The following is a 12,574-nucleotide window of genomic DNA, read 5'->3' as shown; positions in this document are numbered from 1 at the left end:
GAGGATCCCATGTGGTGAGCAAGCGCTTCACCGCCCGCACGGTCGCGACCGCGGCAGTGCTGGCACTTACGGCTACGGGGTTGGGTGTGCCGGCCAACGCCGCGCCGAGCAACTCCCGCACCTTCACTGTCGTCGCCGAGGACGGCGTCGCCGCCGACACGGCCGCCGCCGCGATCCGAGCAGCTGGCGGCACTGTGGTGTCCCGGTCCGACGAGGTCGGCATGTTCCAGGTCAGCAGCGACCGGGCCGACTTCGCGGCCAGGGCGACCGCCGCGCCGACGCTGATCGGCGCCGCCGAGCAGAAGGCCATCGGCCGCAAGCCGAAGCTGGACCGGGTCGAGCAGGAGCACCTGCTCTCCGCTGCCGGTGCCCGTGCTGCCGGTGCTGCCAAGAAGGGCGCCAAGCTCGATCCGCTCGACGACAAGCTGTGGGGCCTGGAGATGATCCAGGCCGACAAGGCGCGCAAGATCGAGCCGGGCGACCGTCGGGTGACCGTCGGCGTACTGGACACCGGTGTCGACGCCAGCAACCCGGACATCGCGCCGAACTTCAACTGGTCGCTGTCGCGCAACTTCGCGCCCGACCTGACCGACGTGGACGGCCCCTGCGAGGTGGCGAGCTGCCTCGACCCGGTCGGCACCGACGACGGCGGGCACGGCACCCACGTGGCCGGCACCATCGGCGCTGCGGCCAACGGCTTCGGCCTCTCCGGCGTCGCCCCGAACGTCTCGCTGGTCGAGCTCAAGGGCGGCCAGGACTCCGGCTACTTCTTCCTCGACCCGGTGGTCAACGCCCTGGTCTACGCCGGACGGTCCGGGATCGACGTGGTCAACATGTCGTTCTACGTCGACCCGTGGCTCTACAACTGCACCGCCAACCCGGCCGACTCGCCGGAGGACCAGGCCGAGCAGCGGGCCATCATCAAGGCGATGAAGCGGGCGCTGATCTTCGCGCACAACAAGGGCGTGACCCTCGTCGGTGCGCTCGGCAACAACAACGAGGACCTGGGCGCCCCGCGTACCGACGTCACGAGCCCCGACTACGGCGCCGACCCGTACGACCGACCGATCGACAACGAGAGCTGCTGGGACCTGCCCACCGAGGGCCCGCACGTGATCGGAGTGTCGTCGGTCGGCCCGTCCGGCAAGAAGTCGGACTTCTCCAACTACGGCACCGAGCAGATCTCGGTCGCCGCGCCGGGTGGTTGGTTCCGGGACGGCTTCGGCACCGACACCCACCGGACGCCGGCCAACATGATCCTCTCCACGTACCCCCTGAAGGTGCTGCAAGAGGAGCCGATCTCGGCGACCATCCCGGACCCACGGGTGGACGCCGACGGCAACATCGACCCTCGGATCGCCAACGAGGTCTTCAAGCAGTGCAAGGCCAACGGTGAGTGCGGCTACTACACGTACCTCCAGGGCACCTCGATGGCGTCCCCGCACGCCGCCGGCGTCGCCGCGCTGATCGTCAGCCGGCACGGTAAGGCGCAGGGTCGGACCGGCTTCGGGATGTCGCCGGACCAGGTCGAGCAGCACCTCTACCGCACGGCCGCCGAGCACGCCTGCCCGGAGCCGCGCCTCCAGCAGTACCGCAACGAGGGCCGAGACGAGACCTACGACGCGTACTGCGCCGGTGGGGTCAACTTCAACGGCTTCTACGGCTACGGGATCGTCGACGCCTACGCGGCGGTGAAGACCCCGCTCAAGCCGAACGCCCGCCCGTAGCGCACATCGCACTGCGGAGGTGGCCCAACCGCCACCGTCCCCCAGGGCCCGGTCGACGCTCGTCGACCGGGCCCTGGGTCGTCCGGGCCTGTTGTCCGTCATCGTCCGGGCCCGTTGTCATCGTCCGGGCCCGTCGTCACCGGCCGTCGCTTAGCGTTGATCATGATCAACTCAGTTTCCTTGAAGGCGCGGGGTTGGTGGCTGAAGGATGGCGCGGTTTCCAGGAACCCGAGATGATCATGGTCATGTGGACGATCCCCGTCGCCAACCGCGGCTGACCAGCGCGTCGCGTACCTCTCGAAGCATCGCCGGGAACTCGCCGTGCAGCCGTCGGCTGGTCACGTGCAGGACCAGCCAACCCGCGGCGACCAGCTGATTCAGCCGACGGCGATCGCGGTGCAGCTGCTCTACATCGGAGTGCCACTTCCCGTCGTACTCCACCGCCACCCGATATTGCGGCCAGGCCAGATCGGGGTGAAGCACAATGCCGGTCGGCAGGCGTACCGGATGTTGAACCGCTGGGCGCGGCAGCCCACCCAGCACCAACCGCACGCGTAGGTGTGACTCCGGCGGAGACTCAGCTCCGCCGTCGGCCAGGTCGAAGACCCACCGCGCTCGTCGCCCACCGGGTCGGTCAGCATTGCGGGCAGCCATGGCTGTCAGGGTGTCGCGTTCGGCCAGCCCCTGCCCGAGCATCGAGTCGACGATGGCGACTGCCCGGATCGGGTCGAGCCAGACAGCCGTTTCCCAGGCGGCCCGCCCGGGGTCGGACCGGGGGATCGGGAGATCCCGCTGCCCGGACCTGGGCGGGTCGGCCGCCGCCCAGCCATCGCCCCGGCTGACCGCCACCATGCCCCCTGCTCCGACGGACATGGCGGCCGCGCGGGACAGCTGCCGTGCTGGGCGTGGTGACATTCCGCCGGCAGGTGGACGCCCTGCTCCCGTAGGTCGCGCTGCATTACGTGGACGTCCAGCGTTCGCCGGTCGCCCTGCGTCCGGTGGTCGGCCCGCGTCTGGTGGTCGGCCTGCGTCCGGTGCTTGGCCCATGGCTGATCGGCGGCCTGCGTCTGGTGGTTGGCCTGCGTCCGATGGCCGGCCCATGGCTGATCGGCGGCCTGCGTCTGGTGGTTGGCCTGCGTTTGATGGTCGTCGCGTGTCTGCCGGTCGTCGGGTGGTTGGCGCGCCCGGCTCAGGGGTCTCGCTCGCCATGAGCGGGGTGATGGCGTTGACGTGCACGCGGAGGCCGCGCTGTGGGCCGATCCGCAACGGTCGGGGCACGAGGACGTGCACATCGTCGGTGAAGCTCGCCGCGTGTCGGACGCCGTGCAGGTAGGCGGCCGATGGGCCGCCGACCACCACTCCGGGCGGTAACCGGAGGAGGGCGGCGCGACACGCGAGGGAATGGTCCCGGTCCAGCCGGGCATCGGCGTAGATGTCGTGGCGCAACCGCACCCAGGCGGAGTTGCGCAGCTGATGTTCGGTGAGCAGGCCGTCCCGGACAGCGTCGGAGCCGCGGAAGACCTGCCAGGCCAGGGCATCGGGGCGATGCGGACGTGGGGGCATGCCGAGCAGCCTGCCGACCACCGACGGGCCACCGAAACCCCTGTGGACAACCCGGCCCGCGCGTACCGCCGGGCCTGTGGACAACCACGAATCCGCCGGCCGATCGTGCTATGGCACGGGCCGGAGTGGCCGATCAATCAGGCAATCGACCCGCCGGCCGGCTTTGATCCACTCGCGTTCCTGAAAGTCGGGCGGTCACCGGCCTCGGGATACCGCGACTTCCGTGAACCCGAGTTGATCAAGCCGCAGGGGCGCGGGCGCGCGGCGATGAGGTGGCGCGCGGTGTGAGGTGGCGCGGGGTCGCCTGGGCGGGGGGCGGTGAGGTGAGGGGGCGGGGTCAGCTGAGGGCGGTGGTGATGGCTCGGGCGGCGGCCAGCACCTGGGGGCCGATCGTGTCGACGTCCAGCGGGGCGAGCGCGACCACGCCGACGCTGGCCTCCAGCCCGGGTACGCCGAGCACCGGTGCGGCCACCCCGTACGCCCCGGCCTGCAACTCCCCGCTGCTACTCACCGGCTCTGCCACCCCGGCCCGACCGGCCAGGATCGCCCGGCCCGCCGCTCCACGGTCCAGTGGATGCCGTGCCCCGGCCCGGTACGCGACGTGGAACGACGTCCAGCTCGGCTCGACCACGGCCAGGGCGACGCCCTCGCCACCTTCGACGACGGTCAGATGCGCGGTCGCGCCGGCCTGCTCGGCGAGACGGCGTAGCGCGGGCAGCGCACCCTCGGCGAGCAGCGGCTGGGCGCGTCGGGCCAGGTGCAGCAGTCCAGCTCCGAGGCGCAGCCGACCGTCTCCGTCTCGACGCAGCATGCCGTGCCCGGTCAGCGCACTGACCAGCCGGTAGACGGCGGCCCGGCCGATGCCGAGCCGATTCGCGGCCTCGGTGACGGTCAGACCGCCAGCGGCGTCGGCGACCAGGTGCAGCAGCCGCAACCCTCGGTCCAGCGTCTGCGACGTCTCCCCGCCCCGCCCGGCAACCGCGTCGGCCCGCCCCGTACCAGCCCCGGCCCGCCCGTAGGCCGCGTCGCCCGGCCCCGAGGCCGGCCCGAAGGCCGCGTCGCCCGGTCCGGAGGCCCGCCCGTAGGCCGAGCCGCCAGGCCCGGAGGCCGGGTCGGCGGGGGCGGTGGGGTTGGCTGGCGGGTCACCGGAGCCACCGGAGCGTGCGGTCGCATCCACGCCTGGCAGCGTACGACCCGGCACCGGCGGACCCGGACAGGCACGGACAGCTACCCTTGTACGGTGACGCTACGCCTGTATGACACCGCCACCCGATCGGTGCGGGACTTCGTCCCGCGGGAAGCCGGCAAGGTGGGGGTCTACCTGTGTGGTCTCACCCTTCAGGCCCCGCCGCACATCGGTCATCTTCGCTCCGGCGTCAACTATGACGTCCTGCGTCGCTGGCTGTTGGCCGCCGGCTACGAGGTCACCTTCATCCGCAATCTGACCGACATCGACGACAAGATCCTGGTCAAGGCGGGCGAGCAGGGTCGACCGTTCTGGTCGATCGCGTACGCCAACGAGTTGCTGCTCGCCGAGTCGTACCGGTCGTTGAACGTGCTGGCGCCCACCTATGAGCCGCGCGCCACCGGGCACATTCCCGAGATGCATGAGCTGATCACGAAGTTGATCGCCGACGGGCACGCGTACCCGGCGAGTGACGGCTCTGGCGACGTCTACTTCGAGGTGGCGTCCTGGCCGGCGTACGGGTCGCTGTCGGGTCAGTCCCCGGACGCCATGCAGTCCGCCGGGGACGCCCCGGACCGGGGCAAGCGGGACCCGCGCGACTTCGCGCTGTGGAAGGGTGCCAAACCGGATGAGCCGGCGGACGCCTACTGGCCGTCGCCGTGGGGGCTGGGCCGTCCGGGCTGGCACATCGAGTGCTCGGCGATGTGCTGGCGTTATCTCGGCCCGGAGTTCGACATTCACGGCGGTGGCCTGGATCTGACGTTCCCGCACCACGAGAACGAGATCGCCCAGTCCCAGGCGGCCGGGTTGCCGTTCGCCCGCTACTGGGTGCACCACGGCCTGCTGAGCATCGGCGGGGCCAAGATGGGCAAGTCCGCCGGCAACGCGTTGGGCCTGGCGTACGTGGACTCGCTCGGGGTGCGGCCGGTGGAGCTGCGCTACTACTACGCCGCCGCGCATTACCGCTCCGTGATCGACTACTCGGAGGATTCGCTGCGCGACGCCGCCACCGCGTACCGGCGGATCGAGGGTTTCGTGCAGCGGGCCGTCGAGCGGGTCGGTGCCGGGCAGTTCGGTGAGCTGCCCGCCGGCTTCGTCGCGGCGATGAACGACGACCTCAACACGTCCGCCGCGCTGGCCGTGCTGCAACAGCACATTCGGGACGGCAACACCGCGCTGAGCGTCGGCGACGATGTGACCGTCCGCACCACGCTGGCCGTGGTGCGGGCAATGCTGGATATTCTCGGGATCGACCCCCTCGACCCGGCCTGGACCGGTGGCGGCCGATCGGACGATCTTCGTGCCGTGGTGGACTCCCTGATCGCGCTGGCCCTGGAGCAGCGCGCGCAGGCGCGGGGCCGCAAGGACTGGGCCGCCGCGGACGCCGTTCGTGACCAGCTCAAGCTGGCCGGCGTGGTGGTCGAGGACACCCCCCAGGGCCCCCGTTGGACTATTGGAGAGCAGGACTGATGGCCGGCAACTCGCAGCGCCGTGGCCGGCGACTGACGTCGAAGGCAGGCGCCCCCAAGGGCACCGGCGGCAAGAACAAGGACTCGTTGGCCGGGCGGGGTCGCACCCTGCCCGCGGACGAGCGGCCGTGGCACAAGGGCTACTCGGGCACGGAGAAGCTGCCCCAGCGCACCGCCTGGAAGCAGGACAAGGAGCGCCGCGCGGCGGCCGAGGAGGGGCGTGCCCCCAAGATCGGTCAGCCCGGTAGCAAGGACACCACCTGGGGCCGGGGCGGCGGTCGGGGCGTACCGGTCGGTCGCGGTGCCACCGGCGGGCGGGGCGGCAAGCCCACCGGGCGGTCCGGCCCCCGGGTCACGCCGGGGCGCAAGTCCAACCCGTCCAAGGACACCCCGGAGTTGCTGGTCGGGCGTAACCCGGTGCTGGAGGCGTTGCGCGCCAACGTGCCGGCGACGGCGCTCTACACCGCCCAGGGCATCGACATGGACGACCGGATCAACGAGATCATCCGGACCGCCGCCGACCGGGGCATCGCCAACCTGGAGATCAGCCGCGCCGAGTTGGACCGGATGACCGGCGGGGTGCTGCACCAGGGCGTCGGCTTGCAGGTGCCGCCCTTCGCGTACCAGCCGTTCGAGGACATGGTCGCCGCTGCCCTGGAGCAGCAGGCTCCGCTGCTGGTCGCGCTGGACGGGGTCACCGACCCGCGCAACCTGGGCGCCGTGATCCGTTCGGCTGCCGCGTTCGGCGCGCAGGGTGTCTTCGTACCCGAGCGTCGTGCCGCCGGGATCACCGCGACCGCCTGGCGGACCAGTGCCGGTGCGGCCGCGCGGGTGCCCGTGGCGCAGGTGACCAACCTGACCCGGTCGCTGAAGGCGTGCCGCGACGCCGGCTTCATGGTCGTCGGCCTGGATGCCGACGGTGACACCGACCTCTACAACCTGGAGGCCGCGGTCGGTCCGTTGGTGGTCGTGGTCGGTTCCGAGGGGCGCGGTCTTTCCCGCCTGGTCGGGGAGACCTGCGACCTGACCGTCAGCATCCCGATGATCTCCGAGGTCGAGTCGCTCAACGCCAGCGTGGCGGCGGCGGTCGCCCTGGCCGAGGTCGCCCGCCGGCGCTCCGTCGAGCTGTAGCCGCACGTCCACGAAGGCTCCCTCCGCCCAGCGCGGGAGGGGGCCTTCGTGCTCATTCAGGTACGACGACGAAGGGGCGGCCCGCCGAAGCGGACCGCCCCTTTCGGTACGGCGTTACGTCAGATCCGGCCACCGGTGGCGGCGTGGAAGACGTGGCTGCGACCGGCAACCGGCCGGACGAACACGGTGTCACCCATGTTCGGCATGTTGCGCCGGTCGGTGCGGACGACGAAGCGCTCCGAGTTGCCACCCAGCGCGGCGTGGCCGTAGACGTTGGCGTCCGAGCCGAGGTCCTCGACCAGCTCGACCACGACCGGCATGCCGCCCTCGGTCGGGCTGACCAGCTCGCAGTCCTCCGGGCGGAAGCCCACGGTGACCTTGCCGTCGCCACCCTCGGCGCGAGCCGCCTCGACCTGCTCCCGGGTCAGCGGGATCTGCAGCTCGGCGAACTCGGCGCCCCGCTCGTTCAGCGGGACGGTCTTGATGTTCATGGCGGGAGAGCCCATGAAGCCGGCGACGAACACGTTGGCCGGGGTGTCGTAGAGCGCCCGCGGGGTGTCCACCTGCTGCAGGACACCGTCGAGCAGCACCGCGACCCGGTGACCCATGGTCATGGCCTCGACCTGGTCGTGCGTGACGTAGACCGTGGTGACGCCCAGCTTGGCCTGGAGCGACGCGATCTGGGTACGGGTCTGCACACGGAGCTTGGCGTCGAGGTTCGACAGCGGCTCGTCCATGAGGAAGACCTGCGGCTCGCGGACGATCGCCCGGCCCATCGCGACACGCTGACGCTGACCACCGGAGAGCGCCTTCGGCTTACGGCTGAGGTACTCCTCCAACTGGAGCAGCCCGGCCGCCTCCTTGACCCGCCGGTCGATCTCCGACTTGGAGGTCTTGCGCAGCTTCAGGGCGAACGCCATGTTCTCGTACACCGTCATGTGCGGGTAGAGGGCGTAGTTCTGGAAGACCATCGCGATGTCGCGGGCCTTCGGGGGAAGGTGGGTGACGTCACGCTGGTCGATGTAGATCGAACCGGCGTCCACGTCCTCCAGGCCGGCGAGCATCCGCAGGCTGGTGGACTTACCGCAACCGGAGGGGCCGACCAGGACGAGGAACTCCCCGTCGCCGATCTCGAGGTCCAGCTCGTTGACGGCGGGACGCTCTTGGCCCGGGTAGACCCGGGACGCCTTGGAATAGGTGACAGTAGCCATGGTGAAGCGCTTCCTTTCACCGGCAGGAACGTGCCGGACGATCCGAGTGAAGGAGCAACCGGCACGTGTCCGTGCCGGTCAGCGGACGGTGGGCCGGTCGCGGGGGCGCCCGGGTTGTCGTCCGTGTCAGTGAACCGTAAACGCGTTTACCCGTGCTGCCAAGGCGGGGGGCCGCCGAGCCCACCAGGCGGGCTACGCATTCCGGTCACTCGGGCACGGTCAGACATCAATCGACACCACGTCAAGCGAGCGTGCGTCGGGTAGTTGACGATTCCCATGGTCGGGAGGCATCGCGATCGGGATAACCGGACGTCAGTCGCTATGCTGACCTCGACGCACACGCCCCTGTAGCTCAGCTGGCCAGAGCACTCGCCTTGTAAGCGAGATGTCGCCGGTTCGATCCCGGCCGGGGGCTCCAATTCCATCAGACCTTTCCGACCGGCAACGCTGTGCCTTTGCCGGTCCGCCCCGAGGGGCACCCCGGCGTCGACCGAGTCGCTATCGTGCCTTCGTCCCGCTAGCAGCCGGCGGCCCACCGGGAACCACCACGAAACAAAGCAGTGCCTTGCTCGTGCGGGGACTGACCGGAGGTCTGCTCTTTGCTGCCGGAAGCACTCCGGCGGCGGAGCCCACGCGCGTCGAGCAACCGGTCCAGGCCACAACCGCCGTGCCGTCTCCGACGCCCGACGTCCGCGGCGGGCTGGTCGCGGCATCGCAGCGGTCGCACGGGGCCGCCCACCGATACGCAGTGCGTCTCGGTGGACCGCGTCGACCCGCATGCCTGCACCGGCCGTTTCGACCCAACGGCAAGGACGGATGTCACGTCGTTCCTCCCCGTGGGCGCACCGAGCATCGTCTCGATCGGCATCCGCCTGTCGCCGTTCACGATCACCAACCGACGACCAGGGCTGGGTCCGCGCCGGTACGCGCTGGTGAGGCCGCGGACTTCTATTACCGCGAATAACAGAGCAGCCGAAGCGGACCATGCATAGCGCTGCTGGGTGAACGTATTCGGTGACTGGCTGTCCTATCGGTGACAGCGCATTCTGCAAACTGCCTGGTCAAGCAGTCCGACATAGTGCCGGTAACCATCGACGGGTCCTCCCGTTCTGTGCAGGGCTGCCATCATGCGAAGATGGGGGATTTTTCCGAGGAGTTGACGGGCACGCGCCAAAGATCGCTGGACCTGATTGCGGAGATGCGCCAGCAGTCCGTGAATTGGCGGCACCGTGTGCAGGCAGAGGTGGACGCGCTTGAGGCGAGCGGGCCGGACGACGAGAGCGAGAGTGTGCCGGAGGGTGCTCCCGCTCAGTACGCGGCAGTTCGTGACCGGGTTAATCGGGGAGAGTTGGATTGGCTCGACGTCCTGGCCGGGCGGGTGGACGACGCCGACGCCAAGGCCGTGCATGTCTGGCTGGACGGCCGGATGGAGATGACGCGTCGGGCATGCCGCCTGCTGGAGCGGGGTGCCTCGCTGGATGAGGCCGCGGCTGGTGTGGGTCTGGACCGGGCGTCGGAGAGGGGCCAGGGATGACGCTGAAGGTCGACAGCCGCTACCTGGTTGGCTACGCGGGGCAGCTTGAAGCGAACAAAGACGACGCGCTCGTCTCGATCGAGCAGTACTGCCGGCAGCACTGCCTCGACTTCGACGGGTTGGACGGCACGCTTCACCCGATGCAGTGGAGCATGGAACAGATGGCGAGTTCCATGCTCGATTGCTGTGACGCCGCCAAGCGGGGCATGTGGTTGGCCGCACATGGCCTGCGTGGCGCGGCAAAGGCGTATGACGCGGCGGACGTCTCCTCGGCGGAGCAGTTGTGGACTACGGGCCGAGCCTGGTCGATGCCGTCCGGCCATCGCGAGCGCGACGTAAGCGCACCCGGTGTCTTCTCCCAGGGTGCCGACGTGGCGCTCTCTCCGCCGCCCTTCACATCGCAGGTGGGCCAGGTCAAGGACGCGATCGACCAACTGATCGGCCCCGTCACCGGATGGGTGGCGCAGCTGACCGGCTTTGACCTGATGGAGAAGCTGACCCCGATGACCCTTGGTGACTCGGGAGCAATCCGCCGCGTCGGTGCGGCGTGGGGTGAGATGGAGCACGCCTTCCTCGCGGTCGCTGAGGACATCGACCGCGGCATGGACGTGCTGTCGACGCACTGGACCAGCGATCTGCCGGACACCGGTGGTGCCTCGGCAGCCTTCGACTACCACATCCGGAAACGGTGGAAGCCGGCCCTGGAAGCGGTGGCGCAGGTGTGTGACACCACGCAGCAGTTGTACGAGTTGGCAGCCGCCGAATACGAGTACCTGATTCATACCCTGCTGTTCGCGTTGAACTTCTACTCGAAGAAGTTGAAGAAGGCCATGAAGGTGTTCACGACCACGACCGACTGGAAGACGTTCCTGTCGACCCTGTGGGAGATCGTCAGCACCGTGTGGGACGTGATCGTTGGAACCTACGATCTGGTGTACAAGCAGACGATGATATTCAAGGAGGTTGTCGAGATGGTGGTCGCCAACCTCGTGCAAATCCGGAATCGGATGCGGGGCGACTTCGAGGCCCTCAAGACCCTGTAAGGCGGTGTCTTGCCCGCGGATGCCCCGAGTGGAGCGGCGCGCCACCCGACGGGACGACGGAGCGCCCGGCGGTAACCTGGGGCCGGAGCAGCGCGCGAGCGGGACGGGTGCAGATGAGTCGGGCCGTGGAGGAGTCGAACCGGGCGATGCTGCGCGCCCGGGACGCGATGGACCGGGCGTACGCCGAGCCGCTGGACATTCCCGTGTTGGCCCGGATCGCGCACGTCTCCGAGGCGCACTTCATCCGTACCTTCCGGGCCACCTTCGGTGAGACCCCGCACCGCTACCTGCAACGCCGCCGGGTGGAGCGGGCGATGGCGTTGCTGGTGGAGACCGACCGGGACGTGACGGACATCTGCTACGCCGTCGGCTTCGGCAGCCTGGGCACCTTCAGTCGGACGTTCCGGCAGATCGTCGGCGAGTCGCCCTCGGATTTCCGGCGTCGGCGCGTCGCGCCGGCCAACGTGCCGTCGTGCTTCACCAAAGCGTGGACCCGACCCAGCAGTTTTGGATAAGCCGCAGGTCACGGTCTACCTCTAGCGTCATGGGCATGACGATGAACGCGATCAGCCGCTCCCAGATCTACGTCCTCGACCAGGACGCCGCGCTTGACTTCTACGTCAACAAGCTCGGCATGGAGGTCAACACCGACCAGGACCTCGGCTTCATGCGGTGGCTGACGGTGAACCTGCCCGGCGACCCGGAGCGGGAGATCCTGTTGGAGAAGCCGGGCCCGCCCGCGCTGGACCCGGCCACCGCCGAGCAGGTCCGGGAGCTGCTCACCAAGGGTGCCCTCGGGGGTTACCTCTTCATGACCACCGATGACGCCCGCAAGACGCACGAGGATCTGGTGGCGAAGGGCGTCGAGATCACCGACGAGCCGACCGAGCGCCCGTACGGGATCGACTTCGGCATCCGGGACCCGTTCGGCAACCGGATCCGCATCGGCCAGATGTTCCCCCGGGCGTAGGGGGCGGGTGATGAGCCAGGCTGCGGCATTCCCCGTGGTACGACCGACCGCCATCGGTCGGGACCGCCTGCTGTTGACCGGCGGGGTGCTCGCCGGCCCGATCTTCGCCGGCTCGGCGATCGTGCAGGCGGCGACCCGGGACGGCTTCGACTTCCGTCGCCACCCGGTCAGCGTGTTGAGCACCGGCGAGCTGGGCTGGATCCAGATCGTCACGTTCCTGGTCACCGGAGTCCTCTGCGCGCTGGCCGCCCAGGCGCTGCGCCGCCGTACCAGCGAAGGCGGCGGATCGGTCTGGCTACCCCGACTGCTCGCGCTGTACGGCCTGGGCCTGGTCGGGGCGGCGATCTTCAGCGCCGACCCGGCCGATGGTTTCCCGGCCGGTACGCCTCGGGGTGCCGGCGAGATCAGTTGGCACGGGGGCCTGCACTTCCTGGTGGCGGCGGTGGCCTTCGTGTCGCTGATCGTGGCGACGGTGGTGGCCGCCCGTCGGGCCGCCCGGCAGGGTGCGCGCGGTCGAGCCGCGTACAGCCTGGTGACCGGGATGTTCTTCGCGGTGGCCTGGGTGACGCTGATCGTCCGGCCGGCACCGGCTGTGATGGTGGCGTTCGGCCTGGCGGTGACGGCCGGCTGGCTGTGGGTGTCGGTCACCTTCGCGCGGGCGGCGTCCGGTCGGGCCGACTGAACCGACGGCCGCAGGACCGGGAGGTGCGGGTCGAACCCGCGCCTCCCGGTGTGTTGAG

13 protein-coding genes and 1 tRNA gene are annotated in these 12,574 nt (G+C 69.8%); 11 read left to right on the top strand and 3 right to left on the bottom strand.

Annotated elements, in window-relative coordinates:
- Positions 1–14: 14 nt before the first annotated feature.
- Positions 15–1,727 (top strand): S8 family serine peptidase, encoded by a 1,713-nt coding sequence (locus tag AC5L30_RS13125; RefSeq protein ID WP_494867434.1) that lies wholly within the window; start codon positions 15–17, stop codon positions 1,725–1,727.
- 243 nt (positions 1,728–1,970) lie between these two features.
- Here AC5L30_RS13125 and AC5L30_RS13120 read toward each other — a convergent pair whose 3' ends face one another.
- The gene (locus tag AC5L30_RS13120) at positions 1,971–2,579 is read right to left on the bottom strand and encodes an endonuclease domain-containing protein (RefSeq protein ID WP_494867432.1); all 609 of its coding nucleotides are present in this window, start codon (positions 2,577–2,579) and stop codon (positions 1,971–1,973) included.
- A gap of 110 nt (positions 2,580–2,689) precedes the next feature.
- On the opposite strand from AC5L30_RS13120, the gene AC5L30_RS13115 reads away from it, so the two are divergent.
- Both AC5L30_RS13115 and AC5L30_RS13110 read left to right on the top strand, forming a co-directional pair.
- Positions 2,690–2,938: a hypothetical protein gene (locus tag AC5L30_RS13115; RefSeq protein ID WP_494867430.1), complete on the top strand. Its 249-nt coding sequence runs from the start codon at positions 2,690–2,692 to the stop codon at positions 2,936–2,938.
- 262 nt (positions 2,939–3,200) lie between these two features.
- Positions 3,201–3,578: a hypothetical protein gene (locus AC5L30_RS13110; RefSeq protein WP_494867428.1), complete on the top strand. Its 378-nt coding sequence runs from the start codon at positions 3,201–3,203 to the stop codon at positions 3,576–3,578.
- 49 nt (positions 3,579–3,627) lie between these two features.
- Here the strand turns inward: AC5L30_RS13110 and AC5L30_RS13105 are convergent, their stop codons facing one another.
- Positions 3,628–4,236, bottom strand: coding sequence for an IclR family transcriptional regulator (locus AC5L30_RS13105; RefSeq protein ID WP_494867671.1), 609 nt, complete (start codon positions 4,234–4,236; stop codon positions 3,628–3,630).
- Positions 4,237–4,530: 294 nt separating this feature from the next.
- On the opposite strand from AC5L30_RS13105, the gene cysS reads away from it, so the two are divergent.
- Together cysS and rlmB are read left to right on the top strand one after the other, a co-directional pair.
- Positions 4,531–5,946: a cysteine--tRNA ligase gene (gene cysS / locus AC5L30_RS13100; protein ID WP_494867427.1), complete on the top strand. Its 1,416-nt coding sequence runs from the start codon at positions 4,531–4,533 to the stop codon at positions 5,944–5,946.
- The gene (rlmB, locus tag AC5L30_RS13095) at positions 5,946–7,076 is read left to right on the top strand and encodes a 23S rRNA (guanosine(2251)-2'-O)-methyltransferase RlmB (RefSeq protein ID WP_494867425.1); all 1,131 of its coding nucleotides are present in this window, start codon (positions 5,946–5,948) and stop codon (positions 7,074–7,076) included. Before cysS ends, rlmB begins: the two co-directional genes overlap by 1 nt.
- 119 nt (positions 7,077–7,195) lie before the next feature.
- On the opposite strand, the gene AC5L30_RS13090 is transcribed toward rlmB, so the two are convergent.
- On the bottom strand, positions 7,196–8,287 hold the full coding sequence (locus AC5L30_RS13090; protein ID WP_494867424.1) for an ABC transporter ATP-binding protein: 1,092 nt from the start codon (positions 8,285–8,287) through the stop codon (positions 7,196–7,198).
- Positions 8,288–8,628: 341 nt separating this feature from the next.
- Here AC5L30_RS13090 and AC5L30_RS13085 point away from each other — a divergent pair.
- The 6 genes from AC5L30_RS13085 to AC5L30_RS13060 all read left to right on the top strand — a co-directional run bounded on the left by AC5L30_RS13085 (position 8,629) and on the right by AC5L30_RS13060 (position 12,516).
- Positions 8,629–8,705 (top strand) — tRNA-Thr (locus AC5L30_RS13085).
- A gap of 660 nt (positions 8,706–9,365) precedes the next feature.
- Positions 9,366–9,821, top strand: coding sequence for a hypothetical protein (locus AC5L30_RS13080; protein WP_494867423.1), 456 nt, complete (start codon positions 9,366–9,368; stop codon positions 9,819–9,821).
- Positions 9,818–10,864, top strand: coding sequence for a hypothetical protein (locus AC5L30_RS13075; protein ID WP_494867422.1), 1,047 nt, complete (start codon positions 9,818–9,820; stop codon positions 10,862–10,864). Before AC5L30_RS13080 ends, AC5L30_RS13075 begins: the two co-directional genes overlap by 4 nt.
- A 113-nt stretch (positions 10,865–10,977) precedes the next feature.
- Positions 10,978–11,379, top strand: a complete 402-nt coding sequence (locus AC5L30_RS13070; protein ID WP_494867421.1) for a helix-turn-helix domain-containing protein — start codon at positions 10,978–10,980, stop codon at positions 11,377–11,379.
- A 35-nt stretch (positions 11,380–11,414) separates the two neighbouring features.
- Entirely contained in the window at positions 11,415–11,834 is a 420-nt protein-coding gene (locus AC5L30_RS13065) for a VOC family protein (RefSeq protein WP_088952055.1), read from the top strand.
- Between the two features lie 10 nt (positions 11,835–11,844).
- A complete protein-coding gene (locus AC5L30_RS13060; RefSeq protein ID WP_494867419.1) occupies positions 11,845–12,516 on the top strand; it encodes a DUF998 domain-containing protein in 672 nt (223 codons plus the stop codon).
- Positions 12,517–12,574: the final 58 nt, after the last annotated feature.

This window comes from Micromonospora sp. BQ32 (assembly GCF_059358895.1).
Note: the sequence above shows the minus strand (reverse complement) of the source record. Positions and strands in the feature narration are given on the sequence as shown.